Here is a 22,041-nt window from a genome sequence, read left to right on the forward strand (position 1 = left end):
CGTGCTCCTAGTTACGGGGTGGGCTGTGGGGTTGAGGCGAGGACGGATACCTGAACTCGCCAGACAATCTGGCCGGTCTCCAGGCGGATCTTCTCGGCGGTGTTCCAGGCGACGTCGGGGAGCCATTCGAGGGCGAGGATGAGGTCCAACAGGGCCTCATCGACGGCTTCTTCGGCCTTCTCGGTGTCCTTCTGCGGGACCACAAGTACGAGGTCGAAGTCACAGAAGACGTGGCCGGGTGGGAGGCGCTGGCCGTCCGCCTCGGGGGAGACGCTCCCGAACACGAAGTACACGGCCGGGACGGTGAGGGTCTTCGTGGCCTCCAGGCTTGGCACGATGCGCCACCGCTGGGGGAGTAGTGGCTTGATGGTGTCGCGCAGGGTCTTGCGGACCGTGGCGAGCGGGGAGCGGTTAGAAGGCATCGGGCGCTCCCGTCGTCGGGCGGATCATCTGGCGGATGGTCTTGTCGAGCGGGCGGGGCACGAAGCTGAATCCCTCAGCGCCGATGTCGCCGGATGCGTTCGCTTCAGCGGCCATCCAGAGGTTGCGGGCCTGCTGGAGCTGGGCGAACACGAGACGGGGTGCGGGGGTCCACGTCTCGTCCTCTTCGAGGGTCCACGGGGTGGTGGGGTCCTCCTCGTCCGGCTTCGGGGCGAACGCAATGACCTGCACGCGGGCCACGTCGAGGAGCATCTCGCACACCTCGGCGTTGTCCGTGGGCGCGTCCTCCCAGGCGGCGAGAAGCCGGTCCTCGTCGGATGCGCTGAACCACATGGTCATCGCGTTCGCCCCCTGTGTCACTCGGCCTCGGTGCCGAAGAGGACGAAGCTCTCCGGGCGAACGACGAAGGTCTCCATGTAGCCGATGACGGCCTTGTCGATACCGCCCTTGGCGATGTCGAGAGCGTCGACCTGGATCGGGGTGGAGCCCTGCTCACGGAACTCGATGGCGCGCTTCGCGCCCGAGATCACGGCAGGCTCAGTCGGGTCGAGTCCGACGAAGAACTCGTCGGGTGCCTTGACCACGGCGACCTTGCCGTCTGCGGTTCCCGCGCCCGAGCCAGCCCGGAAGGCGAAGCTCACGAACTCCGGCACGAGGTCCTTCGGAGTGAAGAGGAGTTCGCGGTAGGCGGCGGGGTTGACCACGGCGAAGGTGGCTTCGTCCTTGCCCTCCGAGACGGTCTCGATGGCGTCGATGAGGAGACCCATCGATGCGGGGTAGTCGGCCGGGTAGGTTCCCGCGGGGCGGAGGTTGGCCAGCGAAGCGCCAGCGGCGGTCGCGAAGATCGCCTTCAGCGCGTCCTCGTCGGTCAGCTCGGCGTAGGAGTCCACGACGCCCTCGAAGAACGCCTGGATCACCTCAGCGCCGCCCTCCAGGTCGTACCACTCACGCGCCACGTCAGCCCCGTAGGCGTACTTCTGGAGGCTCGAAGCCTTGGTGCCGGTGGTAGCCGACCCGGACGGGATCTCCGACTTGTTGCCGTTCCAGTGCTGGACGAGAGCCGTGCCCTGGTCGAGGGTGAATCCCTTGCGGCCACCGAGCTGGATGCCGCCGTAGAGGTGCGTGCCCAGGTCGATGTACTTGCGGACGTAGGTCAGGCCCTGCCAGAGCTTGCCGACCCATGCGGGCTGGATGACGCCGGAGGCGGAGGTGGTGAGGCCGCCCGTGGCGTTCACCTTGATGTCGCTGAGCGCGGCGAGAAGGGTCTCGGCGTCGGCGGTCTGGGCGGACATGCCGCCCTTGACTGCGGCGATGCTGGCGAAGACGGTGCCCAGCTCAACCTCAGCGGGGGCGTCGTCCTTGGTGGGGGTGCCGGTAACCAGTGCCCCGGCGTTGTTGTCAGACATGGAGAACTCTCCTGTTTCCTCGGTGGTGGGTTCCTCAGCCGGGGTCGGCTCAGGTTCGGTAACCGTCGTGGTGACGGTGGTCTCGGTGGTGGTGGTGTTGCCGTCGTCGGCGACGGTCGTCGTGGAGTCCTCGACGCGGCGCCACGTCACGCCGTTCTCGTCGGTGAACTCGTGCTCGTCGTGGCTGGAGGTCGCGGTGTCCTCGGCGGCGAGGAGGGTGGCACCCTCGAAGGCGGGCTTCTCGACCTGTGCGGCGGCGAAGAGGACGGAGCCAGGCAGGGCCTTGCCGTCGCGAATGCGGACCTTGGCCACCTCGGCGCTGAGGTTCTTGCGCTTGCCGCTCTTGCCGTCCTCGAAGGCCTGGCGACCCTCGGGGGTGTCTCGGTAGCGGAAGGTGGCCATGACGCCTTCGGGCTGTTCCCAGACCTTCGTGAAGGAGCCGACGACGTCTTCGCGCTTGTGCTCGACGTTCAGGCTCATGCCGCCCAGGTCGGTCGGGAGTGCGATGTCACCGGCCGCGTAGGTGAACATGCCGAGATTGCTTCGGCACTGGACGCCGAAGGGGACGAGGAGCCCGGTCGCGGTCATGTCCTCGGCGGAGAACTCCAGCGTTCCGGCGTCGATGACGACGGCGGCATCCTTGTCGGCGTCGGTGATGGGGAGCTGTTCGGTCATGGCGTTACCTCGCGTCCGGGTGCGTCTCCGGCTTCTGGGTCGATGGCGGATGGGGCAGGCACGGAGAAGTGGGCGAGGTCGGCGCGGACTTCGCTGTCCGGCCCGACGACGTCGTCGAGGCTGAGGCGCGCCGTGATCGCATAAGCGAAGGCCGCGGAGCCGAACGTCCAAAGCTCGGAGTGGCGGTCGTTCTCGTTGCTGTAGGTCATGGCACCTGCGGAGCCGCCCTCCTTCCCGGCCTCCAGGAAGCTGGCGGGCACGGCGGCGTGCATGGCGAGCTGGAGGCGCAGGGAGTTCATGCCCGTCTCGAAGAGGTCGAGCTGGCCGGAGGTGCCGCGTTCCTTGACGTCGATGTAGGACGGCGTGACGCTGACGGAGCCGTTCTGGCGGCCCTCGGCGTAGGACTTGGCGAGGTCGCGCTTCTCGGCCTTGGTCATCTCGTCGAAGCGGGCGTCGGTGATGTGGAGTTCGGTACCGACCGGGGGAGCGTCCAGCCGAGACTGGCGGGCGAGTTCGAGCTTGCGAGCCTGGCGAACGGAGTCGATGCCGTCGACAAGGAGCCCGTTGCTACCGAGCGGGATGAGGATGAGGCGCTGTCGGTACTGGAGCGGGACGGACGCGTCGTCGACCGTGATCGACCCGGCGCTGTCGATGGTCCAGAACTGGTACGGGATGTGGACGACGTCGCGGGGGAGGTCGGTGGCGTCGTCCAGCTCGGCGCCCAGGAGCGCGTAGCCGTGGAGGAAGAGGTCCCTGACGACGCCCTTCCACCGCAACCACGGCGACATGCCGGGGTAGGCGGAGTTGGTGACCCAGTACGGCTGGGTTGCGTCCTTGGTGCCTCCGGTGAATCGCTCGAAGGCGAGAGGGGCGACGAGGGCCTGGTGTGCCTGGAGGGCCCGGGAGACCTCGGGGACGCGAAGCGCGATCTCGGGAGTGATGACCTCGGCGGGGATCTCACCGAAGACGTCGCCGACGATGGCCTTCTCAAGGCTGTCGGTCGTGGCCCAGGGCGACACGAGCGCGGCAGGCGCCGGGGCCACCTCGGTGAACCGAAGGCCTCCGGTGAGAAAAGAGAAAGCGCCCAACGCCGCTCCAATTTCGAGAAACGAATTTGGCGGCGTCAGGCGCTCAGTTCATAGCCGTGACAATTCTATCCAGCGGCGTCGACTTTCCCTAGCTGTGTGAATTCCCTGTGGATAACTCCGTCAGAAGAAGTCAATTTGTGCCGATTCGCGCTTACCGCGTTCGTCAGCGAGCTTGTAAGCGGCCAATGCGACCGCTTCGAGCGGCGTAATGTCTGCATCTTCTACGAGCTTTCCATCCTTCTTCGGGCGCCCGAATGCCCATCCCGTGCCTGTGGCGAAGTTGCGCTTCACAGCGATCTCCACGGCGGCGTTCAATTCGGGCTGGTCGAAATGCTCCAGCTTTCCCTCATTCAGCAATTTCGAGAAATGAATGGCCGCCCGTGCGATGTCCTTGGACATCACCGGCTTCTCGGCGGGCGCGGGCTTCGACTCGCGCAGTTGCCGTAGCTCGACCTCGGTCGCGGCGCTGGCGCTGTCGTAGGTGATCGCGCGGCGGTGCTTCCGAGCGAGAGCCTGGAGACGCTTGGCGAAGCCCTCCACGCCCTTCTGGTGGTGCAGGAGGCCAACCTTGGTCACGCCCTTGGGGCCGTACCAGGCGGCGGCGACAGACGCGGCGGCGGCGTCAGGGTGCACGAACGCGACGAGAGCGAACCGTGACGGAGCGACCTTGCCAGCCTTGGCGAGCGCCTGCGCAGACTCGGTCCACTTCGCCTGTGACAGCAGGGCGACGTTGGAGCCTTCGGTGCCAGGCAGACCCAAGTACTCGCGATGGAACACCTTCGGGGGACGCATCGTCTCGAAGTTGTCGGCCACGTCGGACAGGGGAGTGTTGAAGCCCACGCCGGGGTGGCTCAGCTCCACCAGCTCACGGACGCGGGCTCTCGGGTGCTCCTCATCGGCCTCCCATGCCTCCAGCTCCTCGGGGTCGGTCGCGGGGTCGATGCCGTGCATGAGGACACCGCCGCGCGGATGGTGGAGCATCTGCCACAGCAGGTTCCCGTCCTGCCAGTCCGGGGCGGTGCCGCTGGCGATCATCTGCGCGCCCATCTGGGTCCCGTCGTCGATGTACGAGAAGCGTCCGTCGAGGGTCGGGGGGATGGAGGTCAGCAGGGACTCGACGATGTCGGGGTCCGCGTCCTGTGCCTCGTCGACCCAGGCGAGGTCATAGGCGCCGGACGTGAAGCCCTCGTTCTGGGGTGCGTACATGCTGAAGAAGGAGCCGTTCGGCCATCGGATGTGCTCGCCCCCGTTCGAGGTGACCACGGTGAAGGGACGCGAGCGCTTGTCCGGCCAGCGGCGCTCGATGTGCACCAGGATGTCCTTGCGGAAGCGCTCGGAGACCTTCGTGCCGCCGTCTCGCTTCGTGATGGTCCACCCGACCTGGAAATCCTCACGGTGCTGGCACCGACCCAGGGCCACGGCCTGGATGCTGGTCGTCTTCGTCGTCCGGCGAGGCTCCATCACGCCGTTGAACTTGTGGCCCGCATTGAGCGTGTCCGCGATGGCGAGCTGGATGGGGCTCGGTCCGATGAGACCGTCGCCGCCTCGTCGGCGCTCATCCAGCCGGAGGATGCGGCAACCGTCTACGAACTCCTGCCGGGTCTGAGCCGTCGTTACCATGTCCGACTGACGGAGCGCCTGGGCGGGCACGAGTGAGCGCCACTCCAGCCACGTGGACTCGTGGAGGAGATCTTCGAGCGTTGGGTTCGTGCTCATGGTGCTCTCCGTGGTGGGGGGGACGTGCGTGTCGAGCCGTAGGCGGGGGTTGTGGCGATGTGGAAGAAAAAACCGCCGAGTTCGCGATAACCGTCGTGTTCGCGATAACCGCGCGGGGTGCGGTCGGTAGCGTTCGAGTCGTGGAGTTCTTCGCTTCGTTCACGGCTCAGGACTGGCTGACCTTTGTCATGGCGTCCCTCGCTGTCCTGGTGGCCGGTGCTGAGCTGATCCAGAATCACTTCTTCCGCCAGCGCCCACACTTCGAGTTTGAGTGGGCTGACGAGATCTTTGAGGGCCCGGACGGCATGCTCATCGGCGTGTGCCGATTCTGGAACGACGGCGATGCGACGGCGCGTAATCTCCGCCTGAACATCGAAGCCGAAGGGATGGTCTGCAATCTCAAGCACTGGGACCACTGGGACGAATTCAGGCCAGGAGAGCGTCACGGGTTCGAGGTGCCGTTCGAGCCTGCCATTCGCGGCTGGGGACCGCCCGGACCCGACCTTCAATCGACGAAGGTGATCAATGCCGTGGATCCAAAGCCGAGAACGCCACCCGGACAGCTTCCGTCTAGACGGCGTCCTCTTGTTCGCCCGGTCGTGAGCCTCCAATACCGGGGAAAGCGCCGGCCAGTCACGACGAAGGCACCCAGCCCTGAGAGCTTGTCTCTCATGGGCGGCGGTGGTTGCTGATCCGCTAGTCATTCGTTTCTCAAATCGACCTAGGCCCACGGCAGAGGGCGGAAGGTCGACGCCTTCGAGCGCTTCGCGTTGGTCTTCGCCGCGCCCATGCGACCGCCGTGTGACCGGTTGCCGCGTCGGCACTCGGGGGCGGCGTTGTCGATGCCTTCCCCTCCCAACGGCTGGAGATGCCCGACGTCGAACGGCACACCCTCGGGGATCTCGTCGCCGTGGCGCCAGCACATGACCGGCTCGCCCCGCTCGTAGGCCTGCCGGACCTGCGCGCGGATAGTGCGTACGGTGCGCCGCCACTCGGGAGAGGCGTGCTTTGCGGAGGTGGGGCCGGTGCGGGTCACTTCGGGTACTCCAGGCACTCAGGGACGGACCCGCCGTCAGCGATACAGGCGGAGTACGTGACTCGTTCGGGGCGCTCCAGCATGGGCGCGTACACGTGCGTCCACGCGATGAGCGGGATGCCGACGATGAGCACGAGAGCGCCGATGACGGTGATGACGACCTGGGGGTTCCAGGTGAACTCCATACGGGTGATGGACATGTCAGAGTGCTCCGATCAGGGCGGTGGCGAGGAGGACGACGACGTAGGTTGTTCGGCCCCAATGGGCAGGGCTGAGTTTCCGGAAACGAGTCATGGCCGGGCCTCTTCCTCGATGGCTGAGCGGAGCCATTCGCGCTCGGCTTCGGTGAGGTTGTCGCCCACGGCCTCGACGCCCGTGAGGAGGGCGATGGCGAGATCGATGTCCTTGAGCGTCTCGGGGTTCTCAGCGACGAGACGCGCCTGTCGGAGGATGGCAATTGAGCGAGTGAGCATGGTCACGTTCCCTTCGTCTGAGGGGAATATCGGCCGGTGAGGTCGTCGAGGAGGCTGAGGTCGAGACCTGCCAGGAACTTCTCAGCATCCAGGGCCGCGATGGCCTCATCCTCGGCCTGCGCACGGTACGCGTCGGGATCGGCGGAGATCTCGTCGAGGGTCCATTCGGGCGTGGGCTTGTCGGGTGCCATGTCCGTGATACGCGCCTCAGGGTCGCTCTGTGAAGCCTCGTTGGACGTTTCCGGAATCGGGCCCATGACCTCGTCGACCGCGGCATCCAGCTCAGCGGCCTTGTGCGCCTTCAGGTCGCGACGGCGTCGGGAGATGGTCGCTTCGGAGCATCCCAGGGCCTCCGCCTGCTCACGGATGCTCAGGTGCTCCACCTTGCGCAGATCCTCGACGGTGAACGCCACCGGGCGCCTGCCCCGGGCGCCCTTCTTGTGGCCTGACATCTTGCCGCCATTGCGAGCCCGCTGAACGCGCCGTTCATACTCCTCGACATCGAACACGCCCAGCGCGAAGACGGCGGCGTCCTCCGCCATTGCGTCGACCTTGTCGAACTCTCGCCGCGCCTGCGGGTGATGATCCAGGACCCACTCTTGGAGTTCATCCACGGTCGGGAACCGGCCGGTGGTCTTGTGCACCTCGTGGATGCGGCGAAGGGCGTTCCGGCCCATCGTGCGGAGTACGCGAGTCGAGTGGTCCCAGTAGACCTCGGGGCGGCCCTTCGAGGTCGCGCGGCGGCGAAGGTGAGGCTGAGGCTTCGGGTACGGGTAGAGCTTCATGGTCGGCTTCCACAAGGTTGCGATGTTGCTACCCTCACCGGTTCGCATTTCCGGTGACGACCAGACTCGAATTTCTCGAATCGACTTCGAAGCGAAGTCAAGCTATGCCGATGATGATACTCCCACGATGCGGAAATGCGAAGTTTCTCTCCATCCGTCCCGTGGACGGATAAGTTGAAATGACAGGGGCAATACCTAGCTCATATGACAGACCTTGCCTAGCTCATATGACAGGGCCTCGGATAGTGCTCAGTCCATGCTGAATTGCTAGGCTGAGTGCGTTAGTTGCTTTGGTCGGCACTCTCATCGAAGGACCCCTCGTCCATTTGCTCGCGGCGAGGGGTCCTTTCTTTATTAGCCGCGTTGGCTATTTCGATCGCGTACGCGCTATCGGACCGAAAGGCCGCGTCGGCCTCTTCCCACAGCTCACGCATTCTGTTCGCCAGAATCTTCTCTTCCGACCACGTGAATGTTCGGTTGCGTCCACCAACCCTCTCGCGACGGCGGCGGGAGTGGTCGGCGTTCCAGGCCCTGCACTTCGAGCACCGGCAACCGTGGCGACCGTATGCAGTTGAGCATGCTCGGCCGGTGAGGGGGCACCGTGGGGACGTCACTTCGCGTCCTCCATCGCCGCGACGATGGCCCGCTGGCGCTCACGGCTGGAATGCTGATAGCGAAGGGCCGAACGGTAGTCGGCATGGCCTCCGCGCTCCATCGTCTCGGCAAGGGTGGCGTGTTGGGCAAACGCAGTCAGGTGCAGGTGGCGCAGGTCGTGCAGGTGGAGATCATCCAGGCCCCGGGAGGCCCTGAGGCTCTTGAACCGCTCAAAGGCGACGGAGTAGGACAGGCGGCCTCCTCTGCTGTTCAGGAACACAGGACCCTCCTGGAGGCCCTGGGTGGTCTGGAAGAGCCTCAGGAGGGCGCTGAGGGCCGCTGACGGCAGGGCGAGGATGCGCACCTGGTCAGGGTGGGCCTTGGTGCCCGGCAGGACCGCTGTCCCTCTGCCTAGGTGCTTGGAGATCGTGATCTCACCGTTGTCGAAGTCGACGTCGCCCCAGTCCAGTGCGAGCACCTCACCGATGCGTGCGCCGGACCCTGCGAGCACATGGAGGAGGGCGCTCTCCTGCGCGTCGGCGGCGGCGTCCACCAGCATCTGAAAGTCGGTCCAGCTCCACGTCGGGCGCGGCTTCGACTTCACGGACGCGACGCCCTCAGTCATGCAGGGGGACCGGTCGATCTCGCCCTCCTTGACCGCTCGCCGCATGATGAGGCTCAGGACTGCGTAGCGCTGGGCATTCGACGGTGCGGGAGGCAGGCTCGCAAACCACTCGTCCACGTCCCGCACGGTGATGTCACGGAGGCGCATCCGTCCGAAGGTCGGCAAGATCCACCTCTGCGCCATGAGGTTGTAATTGACCCAGGTCGAGTGCGCCACCTTGCGCTTGCGAGCTTGGAGCGTTCGGGCCGCGAAAGTCTCGAACCTCTCGCCGCCGCGCTCGCGTGCTTGGACGGTCTCTCGCTGGTTTGCGAGCGCCTCCGCCTCGGCCTGCTTCCGCTCCCTCGCCGTGGTGAAGTAGCCCAGGTGGATCTGCTTGCCATCGATGGTCACCCGTGCCCGGTACCGCTTGCCTGCCATGTTGTGTCCCTTCCTCCGTGCTACGTCGGAGGAGGACGGGCCGAAAACCGAAGGCCGAAATTAGGCCAGCGGGCCGCGCGCCGTGTCGTGGCGCGGAACCTGGTCACCGTGCGATAATGAACGGCGATGCACGGCGGCCGCGCCGCCACGGGCATCGACAGAAGACTTCGGGCGATGAACGCCCTATCGTCGTCGCGGAACCCGCTGGACCGGGCGCGACGACACACCGAGTGAGTTCGCGGGGACGCCCCTTCCCAGGGATGGGCGCCACGCACGAGATTTCGACGGGTGACGCGCGGTGTCACCCGCGGGGAGTACGCCAGAGATGGCCGATGGAAATGATGCACACGTCCCAGCAGACTCCGAACCGGACGCCCCGGCGGAGACGAACGTAGAGGCGGAACAGTCGTCCGAGGTTGGGACGCAGGAACTCTCGGAACCCGCAGGGGCCGCCGAGGTCACGGTGCCCACCCAGGAGGAAGCGTCCTCCGAGCCGGCGCCGTCCCCTGAGCCCGAGTCCTCGGCCGAGCCCGAGGTTCCTCCGGCTCCGCCCGAAGAACCTTCCGAACCGGAGAGACTGACCGCTGTCAGTCTCGGTCTCCTGCCGGAGCAGTTCGTCTCCGCGGTGTCGACGCAGCTGCACTTCTACGCTCCCGAGATCGCGGTGCTGCCGGCGCGGCCCGATGACGACGTCGAGAGCGACCGGGAGCAGCAGTCTGGGAGCAGCTCTCGCCGCCGTGGTCGACGTCGCGGAGGCGGCGGCCAGAACGACAAGAGCGGCGGCGACGACGAATCGCGCCGGTCCTCCGGCCGGAAGCGGGCCGTCGAGGTCGTGACCGAGCCGCAGCGGATCAAGGGATCCACGCGCCTCGAGGCGAAGAAGCAGCGCCGCCGTGACGGGCGCGAGGCCGGTCGCCGTCGTGCCGTGGTGACCGAGGCCGAATTCCTCGCGCGCCGTGAGGCGGTCGACCGGGTCATGGTGGTGCGATCGAAGAACGGCCGGATCCAGATCGCGGTGCTGGAGGACGACGTCCTCGTCGAGCACTATGTGGCCCGCAATCAGGACTCGTCTCTCATCGGGAACGTCTATCTCGGTCGCGTGCAGAACGTGCTCCCCAGCATGGAGGCCGCGTTCGTCGACATCGGCCGGGGACGAAACGCCGTGCTCTATTCCGGTGAAGTGGACTGGGACGCCGTCGAGACCGGCAATCAGCCGCGACGGATCGAGCTCGCGCTGAAATCGGGCGACAAGGTGCTCGTGCAGGTGACGAAGGACCCGGTCGGACACAAGGGTGCGCGACTGACGAGCCAGATCTCGCTCCCTGGGCGCTATCTCGTGTACGTGCCCGGCGGCGCCATGAACGGCATCTCGCGCAAGCTCCCTGACACCGAACGGGCGCGTCTGAAGAAGATCCTCAAAGAGGTGCTGCCCGAGTCCTCCGGCGTCATCGTGCGCACCGCCGCCGAGGGCGCGACGGAGGAGCAGCTGACACGTGACGTCAACCGGCTCACGACGCAGTGGGAGCACATCGGCCGCCAGGTCGAATCCCAGCAGGCCCCGGCGCTGCTGCACTCGGAGCCCGATCTGCTGGTCAAGATCGTGCGCGACGTCTTCAACGAGGACTTCTCGAAGATGCTCATCCAGGGTGAGGATGCGCACCAGACCATCACCGCGTATCTCGAAGGGGTCGCTCCCGACCTCCTCGATCGCGTCGAGTCGTACGAGGAGGACCGAGACCCGTTCGACCGCTTCCGCATCACCGAGCAGATCGAGAAGGCGCTGGACCGCAAGGTGTGGCTGCCCTCGGGGGGATCGCTCGTCATCGACCGCACTGAGGCGATGACCGTCGTCGACGTCAACACCGGCAAGTTCGTCGGCTCCGGCGGCAACCTCGAAGAGACGGTCACGAAGAACAACCTCGAGGCGGCCGAGGAGATCGTGCGGCAGCTGCGGCTGCGCGACATCGGCGGAATCATCGTGGTCGACTTCATCGACATGGTGCTCGAATCCAACCGCGATCTCGTGCTGCGGCGTCTGGTCGAGTGCCTCAGTCGCGACCGGACCAAGCACCAGGTGGCCGAAGTCACGTCGCTCGGACTCGTGCAGATGACGCGCAAGAAGCTGGGTCTCGGGCTGCTCGAGACCTTCAGCGAGGCGTGCGAGGTGTGCGCCGGCCGCGGCGTGATCGTCCATCACGACCCGGTGGTCAAGCATCGGTCATCGGGGTCGTCCTCGAGCGGTCGTCGACAGCGCCAGAACGGCAACGGCGGTCCCTCGCAGGGCAACGGCAACGGAGCGTCGTCCCAGGGCGGCGGCACGCATACGATCACCGAGGGCGTGAAGTCGGCGCTGGCGCAGATCGCGGCCTCGACGATCCATCCGTCGCAGGGGGAGGAGGCCCCCGCCGCCGGTGGACAGGTGGATGTCGTGCTGCCCGAGCCCAAGGACGACCAGCCTGCCCCGAAGGACGGATCCCGGGCCGAGCACGCGGATCGGGGCAAGAAGCCCCGCCGCAAGAAGCCCGAGTCATCGAAGGGTCCCCGCACCGAGACGGACGTCCTCCTGGACTCCGTTCTGGATGCGCTCCCCGAGCCGAAGGCCCCCGGTCAGGGACGCGGTCGGCGCCGGGTGACCACCGCCGCCTTGACGGGTACGCCGGTGAGCACCGTCACGCCGGCCCCGCCGAGCGAAGACTGACGTCGCGGAGGTCGCGCGTCACCGCCCGCGGCGCTCGCGAGCGGTGACGCGCAGTCCGGAGGCGATGAGGCGCCGGACCAGTTCGTGGCCTCCGACGGCGTGAGCGCCCGCGGCCACGAGACGGTCGTAGGCGTCGTCGGGAACGTCGTAGTGATCGCGATCGAAACCGCGCCGGGGGATGCCGTTCGCCGCTGCGAAGCGGTGCAGTTCGTCGAGGCTCGCATCGCTGATCAGGTGCGACCACAAGCGTCCGTGCGCGGGCCAGCGAGGTGGATCGATCAGGATCGCCATCCCGCGATCCTACGGCGCGGACTCCGGCGGCGTCGCTTTGCGCGGGGCTGCGGCATCCGGTAAAGTATTCCTTTGGTGCGTAGCGTGCCGCATACTCATGGCGACACGCCGAGAGCATGGCTTCCGCACCGTTACCCGTCTTTCAAGACAACCGGAGCCGTGCGCTCCCCAAGACGAAACAAGGTGTGAAGTGGTTTACGCAGTTGTGCGCGCCGGTGGCCGGCAGGAGAAGGTCGAGGTCGGCTCGATCGTCGTTCTCGATCGTCTGGCCGCTCAGATCGGTGACAAGGTGCAGCTTCCGGCCGTCCTGCTCGTCGACGGCGACGCCGTCACGACCGACGCCGACAAGCTGGCGAAGGTCTCGGTGACCGCCGAGGTCCTCGGTGAGGAGCGCGGCCCCAAGATCGTGATCCAGAAGTTCAAGAACAAGACCGGCTACAAGAAGCGCCAGGGGCACCGCCAGGACCTCACGCGCGTCAAGGTCACCGGCATCAAGTAACTCCAGGAAGAAGCTGAGATGGCACACAAGAAGGGCGCAAGCTCCACTCGCAACGGTCGTGACTCCAACGCGCAGCGCCTCGGCGTGAAGCGCTTCGGCGGTCAGGTCGTCGGCGCGGGCGAGATCATCGTCCGTCAGCGCGGAACCCACTTCCACCCGGGCGCCAACGTCGGCCGGGGCGGCGACGACACGCTGTTCGCCCTCGCCGCCGGTGCGGTCGAGTTCGGCAACAAGGGCGGTCGCAAGGTCGTCAACATCGTCGCAGCTGCGGAGTGATCCGGGGCTCACGAGAAGTCTTCGATGAGGGGCGGGCTTCGGCTCGCCCCTCATCTGTATCCACATCCTGAGGGGAATGACATGGTCACCTTCGTCGATCGGGTGACCCTTCACCTGCGCGCGGGCAAGGGCGGCAACGGCTGTGTGTCGGTGCGACGGGAGAAGTTCAAGCCCCTCGCCGGTCCCGACGGCGGCAACGGCGGACACGGCGGAGACATCGTGCTCGTCGCCGACCCGCAGGAGACGACGCTGCTGTCGTATCACCACTCTCCGCACCGCAGCGCCGACAACGGCGGGTTCGGCATGGGCGACAACCGGTCCGGCGCGGCGGGAGAGCACCTCGAGCTGTCTGTGCCGGTCGGGACCGTGGTGAAGGCGCCCGATGGCGAGACCCTCGTCGACCTCATCCACCCCGGGATGCGTTTCGTCGCCGCCCCGGGCGGCCTCGGAGGACTCGGGAACGCCGCCCTGGCGTCACCGAAGCGTAAGGCGCCCGGCTTCGCGCTGCTGGGCACCTCGGGCTGGGAGGGCGATGTCGTCCTCGAGCTGAAGACCGTCGCCGATGTGGCGCTGGTCGGATTCCCCTCGGCCGGCAAGTCGAGCCTGATCGCGGCGGTCTCGGCCGCGCGACCGAAGATCGCCGACTACCCCTTCACGACACTGCATCCGAACCTGGGCGTCGTCCAGGCCGGTGACACGCGCTACACCATCGCCGATGTCCCTGGACTCATCGAGGGTGCCAGCGAGGGCCGCGGGCTGGGCCTGGAGTTCCTCCGGCACGTCGAGCGGTGCACGGCACTGGTGCACGTGCTCGACTGCGCCACCCTCGACCCCGGCCGCGATCCGCTGAGCGATCTCGACGTCATTCTCGCGGAGCTCGCCGCTTACCCGGTCGCGGACGATCAGGTGCCGCTGCTCGAACGGCCACAGCTGGTCGCGCTCAACAAGCTCGATGTGCCCGAGGCCAAGGACCTCGCCGATCTCGTGCGCCCCGACCTCGAGGCTCGCGGCTTCCGCGTCTTCGACATCTCCACGGTCGCTCGCTCGGGGCTGCGTGAGCTCACGTTCGCTCTGGGGGAGATCATCGCCGGTCATCGGGCGACGCGAGCCGACGAGGGGCCGCAGGAGCGCGTGGTCATCCGCCCGCGCGGTTCCGAGAAGGAGTTCTCCATTCGGGTCGAGGGCGGCACCTACGGCAATCTCTACCGCATCGTCGGCGCAAAGCCGGAGCGGTGGGTGCAGCAGACCGACTTCCGCAACGATGAGGCCGTCGGCTTCCTGGCCGACCGCCTCGACAAGCTCGGTGTCGAAGACGAGCTGTTCCGCGCCGGTGCGACCCCGGGTGCGACCGTGGTGATCGGGGAGGGCGACGGCGTCGTCTTCGACTGGCAGCCGTCGCTGAGCTCGGCTGCCGAACTCATGACCGCTCCGCGGGGGACCGATCCCCGGATCGATCCGTCGAACCGCCGCACGACGTCGCAGCGGCGGGAGCAGTATCGCGAACGCATGGATGCCAAGGCCGAGGCGCGCGCCGATCTCGAGGCCGAGCGCCTCTCGTCGTCCGGGTGGAGCGAGGAGAGCGACGGGTGAGCGTCGTCGACCGCTCCGGTCTCGCCACCGTGCGCCGCGTGGTGGTCAAGGTGGGGTCCTCGTCGATCAGCGGTGCGAATCGCGGCAAGATCGCGCCGATCGTCGAAGCGCTCGCCCACGCCCATGCTCGCGGCGCCGAGGTCGTGCTGGTCTCGTCGGGAGCGATCGCCACCGGAATGCCGTACCTCACCCTCGACGAGCGTCCCACCGACCTCGCCACCCAGCAGGCGGCCGCGGCGGTCGGGCAGAACGTGCTGATCTACCGCTACCAGGATGCGCTGCGCCCCTTCGGTGTCGTCGCCGGGCAGGTGCTGCTGACGGCAGGCGACCTCGAGAACGCGACACCGCGATCGAATGCGCGCCGCGCGATGGAGCGGCTTCTGGGACTGCGCATCCTGCCGATCGTCAACGAGAACGACACCGTAGCGACCCACGAGATCCGCTTCGGCGACAACGACCGCCTGGCAGCGCTGGTCGCCCGCCTGATCGGTGCCGACGCGCTGGTTCTTCTCAGCGACATCGAATGCCTCTACACGCGCCCGCCGGGCGAGCCGGGTGCTCGCCCGATCGATCGTGTGGCCTGGGGCGACGATCTCGACGACTACGAGTTCGGCGCAACGGTCGTCAACAGCCTCGGAACCGGCGGTGCCGCGACGAAGGCTTCGGCTGCGAAGCTTGCTTCGGCAGCGGGCATCGGCGTGCTCGTGACGAGCGCGGACCTCGTGGCCGAGGCGCTCGAGGGGCGTCACGTCGGCACGTGGTTCGAGCCGGATCCGGCACCGGATGCGGCGCCCGCCACGGGGCCCGTGCGGGCGGCCGGGAATCAGTAGGCTGGAACGATGACCACGGTGACGGAGGCTTCGGCACGCGAGCGGATGCAGCGGGCGAAGGATGCCAGCCGAGCCGTCGCGCTCCTGGACGACGATGCGAAGTCGCACGCGCTGCGGACCATCGCCGACGCGATCGAGGCGGCCTCCGCCGAGATCGTCGCCGCGAACACCGAGGATCTCGCACGCGGTGCGGCGAGCGGGCTCGCCGATGGCCTGCGCGACCGCCTGCGCCTGGACGCCCCGCGCGTCGCCGCTCTCGCCGCCGCCGTGCGGGAGGTCGCCGACCTTCCCGACCCCGTCGGACGTGTCCTCGACGAGCGCATCATCGGCGGCGGCATCCGGCTGACGAAGGTCGCCGTGCCCTTCGGCGTCGTCGGCGCGATCTACGAGGCCCGGCCGAACGTGACCGTCGACATCGCGGCCCTCGCCCTGCGGTCGGGGAACGCGGTCGTCCTGCGCGGCGGCAGCGCGGCCGAGAACACGAACAGGGCCCTCGTGTCAGCCATGCGGCATGCCCTCGCATCTGCAGGCATCGACCCCGAAGCGGTGCAGACGATCGATGCGTTCGGACGCGACGGCGCACGCGAGCTGATGACCGCGCGAGGGCTGGTCGACATCCTCGTTCCGCGGGGAAGCGCGCAGCTCATCGAAACGGTCGTGACGGAATCGACCGTGCCCGTCATCGAGACCGGCGCGGGGGTCGTGCACATCTTCGTCGACGCCACCGCGCGCGCGGACTGGACGCGGGAGATCGTCGTCAATGCGAAGGCGCAGCGACCCAGCGTCTGCAACGCCGTCGAAACGGTCCTCGTGCACCGCGATGCTCTCGGACTCGTCCCCGACCTGCTGGACGCGCTCGAGGGGGCGGGGGTGACCGTGCATGGAGACGAGACGATCTCAGGACTCTCGCCTCGCGTCGTGGCGGCCACCGATGACGACTGGTCCACGGAGTACTTGAGTCTGGATCTGGCCATGCGCGTCGTCGACGGGATCGACGAGGCGCTGACGCACATCCGAACCTACTCGACGCACCACACCGAGGCGATCATCACCGATGACCCGGCAGCGGCCGAGCGCTTCCTCGCCGAGGTCGACTCCGCGGCGGTGATGCTCAATGCGTCGACACGCTTCACGGACGGCGGAGAGTACGGCTTCGGTGCAGAAGTCGGCATCTCCACGCAGAAGCTGCACGCCCGAGGGCCGATGGGCCTGACCGAACTCACGAGCGTGAAGTGGATCGGGCGGGGCGAAGGCCACGTCCGAGCCTGATCCCAAATAGACTGGTCAGCGTCCGGACATCCCGGGCCCACCCGAAACGGAGCACGAATGACACTGGCTGAGATCGTCATCCTCGCGGCGGAGGAGACCGAGCACCACGGCAACGTCGCGCTCGAGACCTTCTGGTACGGTGCGGTGGCCCTGGCCGTCTTCGGTCTGCTGGCGCTCGTGACCGCGTCGTATCGTAACGTGGCGAACCGCCACGCACATAAGGCGGAGGCCTACGCGAAGGCGCACGCGAACGACGTTCAGAAGGCGGGACACGGGCACTAGGCCCGCTGCATGTCCACGGCGCGAGCCCCTCGGATCGGAGTGATGGGCGGGACGTTCGATCCCATCCACCACGGGCACCTCGTCGCGGCCAGCGAAGTGGCGCAGTCCTTCGACCTCGATGAAGTCGTCTTCGTTCCGACCGGACGCCCCTGGCAGAAGCAGAGCGTGACCTCCAGCGAGCATCGCTATCTGATGACCGTCATCGCGACGGCATCGAACCCGCAATTCACCGTGAGCCGCGTCGACGTGGACCGGGCCGGCCCGACCTACACCATCGACACACTGCGCGATCTGCAGGCGGAGAGACCGGGCGCGGAGCTGTACTTCATCAGCGGCGCCGACGCCGTGGCGCAGATTCTCAGTTGGCGGGACCATGATGAACTGTGGCAACTCGCCCACTTCGTCGCCGTCTCCCGTCCCGGCCACGTGCTGAGCACCGAGGGACTGCCGTCGGAGAACGTGAGCCAGCTGGAGATCCCCGCGCTGTCGATCTCGTCGACGGACTGTCGAGACCGGGTTCGTCGAGGTCACCCGGTGTGGTACCTCGTCCCCGACGGGGTTGTCCAATACATTGCGAAGCATCACCTCTACCGGAGCATGGAATGAGCACACCCGAGCACCCCGCGGACAAGCCGCTGACCCGCCGTCAGCTGCGGGAGATCCGCAACACCGGCTCGACGCCCGTCGTGACACCCCCGGACGCCGACGCCCATGCCACAGCCGACACCGACGACGCCGCGCCCGAGCAGGCGGCACCGGTCGCCTCTCCGAAGCCGCGCCTGCCCCGGCCGGCACCCCCGACCGATGTGTCGCCGGCGCCGGCCCCCGACTCCAGTGTGAACCTCGGTGAGGCGCCGCTCACGCGCCGGCAGGCGCGCCAGCAGGAGAAGATACGCACCGCCTCGGTGCCGGTGATCACACCGGAGGTGGCTGCTCAACACACCACAGCGGCGAAGAAGCCCGTGTGGACCGCGGCGCCGGTCGACCCCGCCCTGGGCGAGCCGACGCCCATCGTCGCCTCCGTCCCCGAGGGTGCGGATGCACCGACCGAAAACAATTCGGGCGAGGCTGGCCGAGAGGTCGCGGACGAGTCCGAGCGGCCCGTGGTGAACCCGGCTCTCGGGGCAGGGCTCCTCGCCGGGGGCGTGCAGGAGGCTGCGGGGGCCCCGGCGTCCTTCGATCAGCTGCTGACGCGCTCGTCGAGCGGCTCGGTCAGCACTCCCAACGCGCTCATCATGTCTCAGACGCCGTCGACGCTCGCCTCGCCTGTCGCCTCGACGGGCGAGGTCATCCTCACGGGGTCGTACGACCTGCCGGAGGGCTTCGGATCCACCGGACACGCCCGTGGGACGGCGGACGGCAAAGAGGTGGACGCGGTGCTCGTCGACGGTGAGCTGCCGGCGCATTCGTCACCGACGCCGATCGCCGCCAGCGCCGCGATCAGCACCCACAAGCAGCCCGGCGACGTCATCAAGCCCCCCACCCCCGAGAAGGGTGGGCGGCTGATGCTGACACTCGCGATCACCGCCGGTGTCCTGGCGCTCGCCCTCGTGGGCGTGCTCATCCTCGCGTTCGTGACGGGAGCGATCTGATGCCGGCGACGGAACAGTCGCGGGAGATGCTCCAGATCGCCGCCGCCGCAGCGGACGCGACCGGCGGTGAGGACCTCGTCGCCCTGGACGTGTCCGATCCGCTGCCGCTCGTCGACGTCTTCCTCATCGTCACCGGGCGCAGCGAGCGCAATGTCGCCGCCATCGCCGATGAGATCGAGGAGAAGCTCCTCGAGGCAGGCCACAAGCGGCTCCGGCGCGAAGGACGCGAGGAGTCCCGCTGGATCCTCCTCGATTTCGGCGACCTCGTGGCGCATGTCTTCCATGAGGAGGAGCGGTCGTACTACGGGCTCGAACGCTTGTGGAAGGACTGCCCCGTCGTCCCCATCGTCCTTGCCGGAGCCTCGGCTGGTGAGTGACTACGCCGCGTCGCGCGCCACGCCCGGGGCGGCGACGGTTCGAAGAGACCGGGAACATGTTGTAAGCTGATCGAGTTGTCCCGCCGGAGCGGGAAACGATCTGGGCCTGTGGCGCAGCTGGTAGCGCACCTGCATGGCATGCAGGGGGTCAGGGGTTCGAGTCCCCTCAGGTCCACCAAAAACCCCCGGGCAACCGGGGGTTTTGTATTGGATGCGGGCAGCCTGAAGAGTCCTCCCCATCCTGCTGTGTCGTAGCGTGGAGACATGAAGCTCCTCGCGCGCGTCCTGGTGGTCGGCGTGCTGAGCAGCGCGATCAGCGGCGCACTCGCGTCGGAGGAGTCCGATCCCGATATCGCGGCTGCTGCCGCATCGATGCCCTCGACCGACGCGTCCGCCGCCGAAGAGCCCGTCGTCGTCGCGCCCGCCGGTGCCGGCGAGGTGAGATCGGAAGCCGCCCGGCTCGTCGCAGCGATGACGGTGCGTGAGCGCGCGGCGAGCGTCGTGATGGGGCACCTTCCGACGACCGACACATCGCTGCTCCGGACATACATGGCCGAGGAGGGGATCGCGGGGTTCATCCTGATGGGCGCGAACATCCCGGCGGACGAGTCGGCGCTCCGTGCGGTGACGGGATCCCTCATCGTCGATCCGACGCTCCCGCCGCTCTTGGCCATCGACCAGGAGGGCGGCGACGTCTCTCGGCTGCCGTGGGACGATTTCGCCGCGGCGCCGACCTTGAAGGACGCCGACCCCGGTGCCGCGGCGGACGCGTTCGCGGCACGCGCGTCTCTCGTGGCGCGTGCCGGGGCGAGCGTGAACTTCGGCATCATTGCAGACGTGACATCCGACCCCGGGATGTTCATCTACCGGCGTGCTCTCGGCACGGACCCGGCTGCCTCGGCGGACAGGGTCGTGGGCGCTGTTCAGGGCGAGGGCGGACGGGTGGCATCCACCCTCAAGCACTTCCCCGGCCACGGCGCAGCGCCGGGCGACTCGCACATCGGCATCCCGAGCACGGACATGTCGATGCAGGAATGGTCCGAGACGCAAGCGCCCCCATTCGTCGCGGGGATCGACGCGGGCGCACCCCTGCTGATGTTCGGACATCTGTCGTACACGACCGTCGATGACGCGCCCGCATCCCTGTCGTCCGAGTGGCATCGCATCGCCCGCGAGGAACTCGGGTTCGACGGCGTCGCGGTCACCGACGATCTCGGGATGCTTCAGGCGACCGGCCTGCCCGAATACGCCGATCCGGTAGCCAACGGCGTCGCCGCGCTGGCAGCAGGCAATGATCTGCTCCTGACGGTGCTCTACAGCGACGCCGGCAGCGCCGAGCGCCTGGTGGAGGGGATCGTGGCCGCCGTGGAGCGCGGCGAGGTGTCGCTGGAGCGACTGACCGAGGCATCCGAGCGGGTCACGGCGCTGCGATGGGTGTCGGCGCACACCACCCTGCTTCCCTGCGCGGACTGCGCGCAGTGACGCCCGCTGTCAGCCGATGATGGCGGCGAGGAGACGTTCCCGCAGCCTGGCCCCCGTCGCCGCGAATTCTCGCTGTTGCCGTACGTACTCCGCCTTGCCCGCGGCGGTCTCCACCGCCACCGGATCGAAGCCCCAGTCACGCAGGTCGTAGGGTGAGGCCCGCATGTCGAGGGTTCGGACCGCGCGCGCGTGCTCGAAGGTGTCGAGCAAGAGATCGCCCGGCACGAGCGGCCCGGCCTTGACGGCCCACTTGTACAGATCCATACCCGCGTGCAGGCATCCCGGCTGCTCACGATCTGCCTGCGTGCGACGGGACAGCGGTTCGCGGTTGCGCGGTGCGGCATCAGGGGTGAAGAAGCGGTAGGCGTCGAAGTGCGTGCAGCGCAGCTCGTGCGCCTCCACCACGTCATCGGTGCCTCGGGGGCCGAGTCGAAGCGGCAGGTCGTGACGCGGTGAAGATGATCGATAGACCATCGCCCACTCGTGCATGCCGAAGCATCCGAAGGCGGGGGCGCGCCCGGCCGTGGATCGGAGGATGCGCACGATGCCGGCGAGGAGGTCGCCGCGCGTGCGTCGGCACTCATCGGCATCGACGACGAGCGATCCGGGAGGGTCGCTCGCGACGTAACCTCGCCACCGGCCGCGTGAGGTCTCGGCGGCGTCTTCGAGGACAACGCCCGCACCGGGATGCCACCGGCGCAGCACTGCCGGCTTGTAGGAGTAGTACGTGTAGAGGAAATCGTCCACCGGGTGCGCCTCCCGGCGAGAGGAGCGCTCGCGCCGCGCGGCCGTGAGGGCGTCGGCGCGGTGGGCGTGACGCGACGCGAGATCGTGCCACGCCGACGCAGGAAGGCTCGTCGTGACCGTCACGTCTGGACCGGGTCGATGAGATCGGGGCGGTTGTTGCGCACGTTTCCGACAGCGGGGGAGACGACCCGGGCGTCGAGCGTCTCGGCGACCGCAGGTGCCGCGTCGATCGCGGCGTCGAGGACGTCACGCACGTTCTCGGTCGTCGGATCGAGCCACGCGTCCGCGTGGTCCGGGTCGACGAACAGCGGCGTACGGTCATGGATGGAACGGAGCGAGCCGACCGCGTCACGTGTGAGGATCGTGAAGCTCAGCATCCACCGTGCCGGGTCGTCGTCGCTCTTGGACGGATCCTTCCACCATTCGTACAGGCCGGCGAACAGCAGCGGGCTGTCGTCCGCCGGGTGGATGTAGTGCGGCACCTTTCCCTGGTCGGACTTCTGCCACTCGTAGTACCCCGATGCGGGAATGACGGCACGGCGCTTGTGGAGGGCGGTTCGGAACAGCGGCTTGTCCTCGAGCTCTTCGGAGCGGGCGTTGAAGGCCCGTGCTCCGATGGTCGGGTCTTTCGCCCACCCGGGAACGAGACCCCAGCGCGCTCGTGCAAGCCGCCGCGTCGGCGGCTCGGTCTTGGTGGAATCGAGCACGATCGCCGCAGGGTCTGTGGGGGCGATGTTGAATGACGGTGCGGGAAGATCGTCGCCTTCCACGTCGACGCGCAGAACGCCGACGAGCTCGGATCCGACATTCGCGACGACGAACCTTCCGCACATGCTGCCAGCCTACGCGCGG

Annotated in this window: 25 protein-coding genes and 1 tRNA gene; 13 read left to right on the forward strand and 13 right to left on the reverse strand. The window is 67.7% G+C overall.

The genetic code is table 11. From position 1 onward, the window contains the following. Positions 1–11: 11 nt before the first annotated feature. From ACGG9C_RS00725 to ACGG9C_RS00745, 5 genes are all read right to left on the reverse strand, one after another. A complete protein-coding gene (locus ACGG9C_RS00725) occupies positions 12–422 on the reverse strand; it encodes a hypothetical protein (protein WP_390178099.1) in 411 nt (136 codons plus the stop codon). Continuing rightward, entirely contained in the window at positions 412–780 is a 369-nt protein-coding gene (locus tag ACGG9C_RS00730; RefSeq protein ID WP_390178100.1) for a hypothetical protein, read from the reverse strand. Before ACGG9C_RS00730 ends, ACGG9C_RS00725 begins: the two co-directional genes overlap by 11 nt. 17 nt (positions 781–797) lie before the next feature. Then, complete coding sequence (locus tag ACGG9C_RS00735) at positions 798–2,522, reverse strand: hypothetical protein (RefSeq protein ID WP_390178101.1); 1,725 nt, start codon at positions 2,520–2,522, stop codon at positions 798–800. Beyond that, a complete protein-coding gene (locus ACGG9C_RS00740) occupies positions 2,519–3,565 on the reverse strand; it encodes a hypothetical protein (RefSeq protein ID WP_390178102.1) in 1,047 nt (348 codons plus the stop codon). Before ACGG9C_RS00740 ends, ACGG9C_RS00735 begins: the two co-directional genes overlap by 4 nt. Before the next feature lie 165 nt (positions 3,566–3,730). Continuing rightward, on the reverse strand, positions 3,731–5,326 hold the full coding sequence (locus ACGG9C_RS00745) for a hypothetical protein (protein ID WP_390178103.1): 1,596 nt from the start codon (positions 5,324–5,326) through the stop codon (positions 3,731–3,733). Between the two features lie 140 nt (positions 5,327–5,466). On the opposite strand from ACGG9C_RS00745, the gene ACGG9C_RS00750 reads away from it, so the two are divergent. Next, complete coding sequence (locus ACGG9C_RS00750; protein ID WP_390178104.1) at positions 5,467–6,018, forward strand: hypothetical protein; 552 nt, start codon at positions 5,467–5,469, stop codon at positions 6,016–6,018. Positions 6,019–6,047: 29 nt separating this feature from the next. On the opposite strand, the gene ACGG9C_RS00755 is transcribed toward ACGG9C_RS00750, so the two are convergent. From ACGG9C_RS00755 to ACGG9C_RS00775, 5 genes are all read right to left on the reverse strand, one after another. Beyond that, on the reverse strand, positions 6,048–6,362 hold the full coding sequence (locus ACGG9C_RS00755) for a hypothetical protein (RefSeq protein WP_390178105.1): 315 nt from the start codon (positions 6,360–6,362) through the stop codon (positions 6,048–6,050). After that, positions 6,359–6,562, reverse strand: coding sequence for a hypothetical protein (locus ACGG9C_RS00760; RefSeq protein ID WP_390178106.1), 204 nt, complete (start codon positions 6,560–6,562; stop codon positions 6,359–6,361). Before ACGG9C_RS00760 ends, ACGG9C_RS00755 begins: the two co-directional genes overlap by 4 nt. A 90-nt stretch (positions 6,563–6,652) precedes the next feature. Next, positions 6,653–6,841 (reverse strand): hypothetical protein, encoded by a 189-nt coding sequence (locus tag ACGG9C_RS00765; protein ID WP_390178107.1) that lies wholly within the window; start codon positions 6,839–6,841, stop codon positions 6,653–6,655. Further along, complete coding sequence (locus ACGG9C_RS00770) at positions 6,838–7,620, reverse strand: hypothetical protein (protein ID WP_390178108.1); 783 nt, start codon at positions 7,618–7,620, stop codon at positions 6,838–6,840. The genes ACGG9C_RS00765 and ACGG9C_RS00770 overlap by 4 nt, the downstream gene beginning before the upstream one ends. A 610-nt stretch (positions 7,621–8,230) precedes the next feature. Beyond that, positions 8,231–9,256, reverse strand: a complete 1,026-nt coding sequence (locus tag ACGG9C_RS00775; protein WP_390178109.1) for a tyrosine-type recombinase/integrase — start codon at positions 9,254–9,256, stop codon at positions 8,231–8,233. Between the two features lie 325 nt (positions 9,257–9,581). Between ACGG9C_RS00775 and ACGG9C_RS00780 the strand changes: the two genes are divergently transcribed. Then, entirely contained in the window at positions 9,582–11,954 is a 2,373-nt protein-coding gene (locus ACGG9C_RS00780; protein ID WP_071043321.1) for an Rne/Rng family ribonuclease, read from the forward strand. A gap of 18 nt (positions 11,955–11,972) precedes the next feature. Here the strand turns inward: ACGG9C_RS00780 and ACGG9C_RS00785 are convergent, their stop codons facing one another. After that, positions 11,973–12,245: a DUF4031 domain-containing protein gene (locus tag ACGG9C_RS00785; RefSeq protein ID WP_071043322.1), complete on the reverse strand. Its 273-nt coding sequence runs from the start codon at positions 12,243–12,245 to the stop codon at positions 11,973–11,975. Positions 12,246–12,435: 190 nt separating this feature from the next. Here ACGG9C_RS00785 and rplU point away from each other — a divergent pair, with 190 nt between their 5' ends. The 11 genes from rplU (at position 12,436) to ACGG9C_RS00840 (ending at position 20,442) form a co-directional block, all read left to right on the forward strand. Then, positions 12,436–12,744: a 50S ribosomal protein L21 gene (gene rplU / locus ACGG9C_RS00790; RefSeq protein WP_071043323.1), complete on the forward strand. Its 309-nt coding sequence runs from the start codon at positions 12,436–12,438 to the stop codon at positions 12,742–12,744. Between the two features lie 18 nt (positions 12,745–12,762). After that, positions 12,763–13,020, forward strand: a complete 258-nt coding sequence (rpmA, locus tag ACGG9C_RS00795) for a 50S ribosomal protein L27 (RefSeq protein ID WP_071043324.1) — start codon at positions 12,763–12,765, stop codon at positions 13,018–13,020. Between the two features lie 81 nt (positions 13,021–13,101). Continuing rightward, positions 13,102–14,610 carry a GTPase ObgE gene (gene obgE / locus ACGG9C_RS00800; RefSeq protein ID WP_071043325.1) on the forward strand — a complete coding sequence of 503 codons (1,509 nt, stop codon included), beginning with the start codon at positions 13,102–13,104 and terminating at the stop codon, positions 14,608–14,610. Next, complete coding sequence (proB, locus tag ACGG9C_RS00805; RefSeq protein WP_071043326.1) at positions 14,607–15,440, forward strand: glutamate 5-kinase; 834 nt, start codon at positions 14,607–14,609, stop codon at positions 15,438–15,440. Before obgE ends, proB begins: the two co-directional genes overlap by 4 nt. Before the next feature lie 9 nt (positions 15,441–15,449). Beyond that, positions 15,450–16,709 carry a glutamate-5-semialdehyde dehydrogenase gene (locus ACGG9C_RS00810; protein ID WP_071043327.1) on the forward strand — a complete coding sequence of 420 codons (1,260 nt, stop codon included), beginning with the start codon at positions 15,450–15,452 and terminating at the stop codon, positions 16,707–16,709. A 57-nt stretch (positions 16,710–16,766) separates the two neighbouring features. Further along, complete coding sequence (locus ACGG9C_RS00815) at positions 16,767–16,991, forward strand: hypothetical protein (RefSeq protein ID WP_071043328.1); 225 nt, start codon at positions 16,767–16,769, stop codon at positions 16,989–16,991. Positions 16,992–17,000: 9 nt separating this feature from the next. Next, positions 17,001–17,597, forward strand: coding sequence for a nicotinate-nucleotide adenylyltransferase (nadD, locus tag ACGG9C_RS00820; RefSeq protein ID WP_071043329.1), 597 nt, complete (start codon positions 17,001–17,003; stop codon positions 17,595–17,597). After that, positions 17,594–18,583 carry a hypothetical protein gene (locus tag ACGG9C_RS00825; protein ID WP_071043330.1) on the forward strand — a complete coding sequence of 330 codons (990 nt, stop codon included), beginning with the start codon at positions 17,594–17,596 and terminating at the stop codon, positions 18,581–18,583. The genes nadD and ACGG9C_RS00825 overlap by 4 nt, the downstream gene beginning before the upstream one ends. After that, entirely contained in the window at positions 18,583–18,960 is a 378-nt protein-coding gene (gene rsfS / locus ACGG9C_RS00830) for a ribosome silencing factor (RefSeq protein WP_071043331.1), read from the forward strand. The genes ACGG9C_RS00825 and rsfS overlap by 1 nt, the downstream gene beginning before the upstream one ends. Before the next feature lie 102 nt (positions 18,961–19,062). Beyond that, positions 19,063–19,138 (forward strand) — tRNA-Ala (locus ACGG9C_RS00835). A gap of 86 nt (positions 19,139–19,224) precedes the next feature. Then, positions 19,225–20,442, forward strand: coding sequence for a glycoside hydrolase family 3 N-terminal domain-containing protein (locus tag ACGG9C_RS00840; protein ID WP_071045759.1), 1,218 nt, complete (start codon positions 19,225–19,227; stop codon positions 20,440–20,442). Positions 20,443–20,451: 9 nt separating this feature from the next. Here the strand turns inward: ACGG9C_RS00840 and ACGG9C_RS00845 are convergent, their stop codons facing one another. After that, complete coding sequence (locus ACGG9C_RS00845) at positions 20,452–21,312, reverse strand: 3-methyladenine DNA glycosylase (protein ID WP_390178110.1); 861 nt, start codon at positions 21,310–21,312, stop codon at positions 20,452–20,454. Further along, positions 21,309–22,022: an SOS response-associated peptidase gene (locus tag ACGG9C_RS00850; RefSeq protein WP_071045763.1), complete on the reverse strand. Its 714-nt coding sequence runs from the start codon at positions 22,020–22,022 to the stop codon at positions 21,309–21,311. Before ACGG9C_RS00850 ends, ACGG9C_RS00845 begins: the two co-directional genes overlap by 4 nt. Between the last annotated feature and the right edge of the window lie 19 nt (positions 22,023–22,041).

Origin of the sequence: Microbacterium sp. MTN4-26 (genome assembly GCF_042846595.1) — a bacterium.
Lineage (GTDB): Bacteria > Actinomycetota > Actinomycetes > Actinomycetales > Microbacteriaceae > Microbacterium > Microbacterium luteum.

Coding starts and splice junctions, on each gene's coding strand:
- ACGG9C_RS00775 (WP_390178109.1), bottom strand. CDS start 9,256: ATGGCAGGCAAGCGGTACCGGGCACGGGTGACCATCGATGGCAAGCAG.
- ACGG9C_RS00760 (WP_390178106.1), bottom strand. CDS start 6,562: ATGTCCATCACCCGTATGGAGTTCACCTGGAACCCCCAGGTCGTCATC.
- ACGG9C_RS00780 (WP_071043321.1), top strand. CDS start 9,582: ATGGCCGATGGAAATGATGCACACGTCCCAGCAGACTCCGAACCGGAC.
- ACGG9C_RS00735 (WP_390178101.1), bottom strand. CDS start 2,522: ATGACCGAACAGCTCCCCATCACCGACGCCGACAAGGATGCCGCCGTC.
- ACGG9C_RS00785 (WP_071043322.1), bottom strand. CDS start 12,245: ATGGCGATCCTGATCGATCCACCTCGCTGGCCCGCGCACGGACGCTTG.
- ACGG9C_RS00810 (WP_071043327.1), top strand. CDS start 15,450: ATGACCACGGTGACGGAGGCTTCGGCACGCGAGCGGATGCAGCGGGCG.
- ACGG9C_RS00730 (WP_390178100.1), bottom strand. CDS start 780: ATGACCATGTGGTTCAGCGCATCCGACGAGGACCGGCTTCTCGCCGCC.
- ACGG9C_RS00850 (WP_071045763.1), bottom strand. CDS start 22,022: ATGTGCGGAAGGTTCGTCGTCGCGAATGTCGGATCCGAGCTCGTCGGC.
- obgE (WP_071043325.1), top strand. CDS start 13,102: ATGGTCACCTTCGTCGATCGGGTGACCCTTCACCTGCGCGCGGGCAAG.
- ACGG9C_RS00725 (WP_390178099.1), bottom strand. CDS start 422: ATGCCTTCTAACCGCTCCCCGCTCGCCACGGTCCGCAAGACCCTGCGC.
- ACGG9C_RS00840 (WP_071045759.1), top strand. CDS start 19,225: ATGAAGCTCCTCGCGCGCGTCCTGGTGGTCGGCGTGCTGAGCAGCGCG.
- rsfS (WP_071043331.1), top strand. CDS start 18,583: ATGCCGGCGACGGAACAGTCGCGGGAGATGCTCCAGATCGCCGCCGCC.
- nadD (WP_071043329.1), top strand. CDS start 17,001: ATGTCCACGGCGCGAGCCCCTCGGATCGGAGTGATGGGCGGGACGTTC.
- ACGG9C_RS00770 (WP_390178108.1), bottom strand. CDS start 7,620: ATGAAGCTCTACCCGTACCCGAAGCCTCAGCCTCACCTTCGCCGCCGC.
- ACGG9C_RS00825 (WP_071043330.1), top strand. CDS start 17,594: ATGAGCACACCCGAGCACCCCGCGGACAAGCCGCTGACCCGCCGTCAG.
- rpmA (WP_071043324.1), top strand. CDS start 12,763: ATGGCACACAAGAAGGGCGCAAGCTCCACTCGCAACGGTCGTGACTCC.
- ACGG9C_RS00745 (WP_390178103.1), bottom strand. CDS start 5,326: ATGAGCACGAACCCAACGCTCGAAGATCTCCTCCACGAGTCCACGTGG.
- ACGG9C_RS00815 (WP_071043328.1), top strand. CDS start 16,767: ATGACACTGGCTGAGATCGTCATCCTCGCGGCGGAGGAGACCGAGCAC.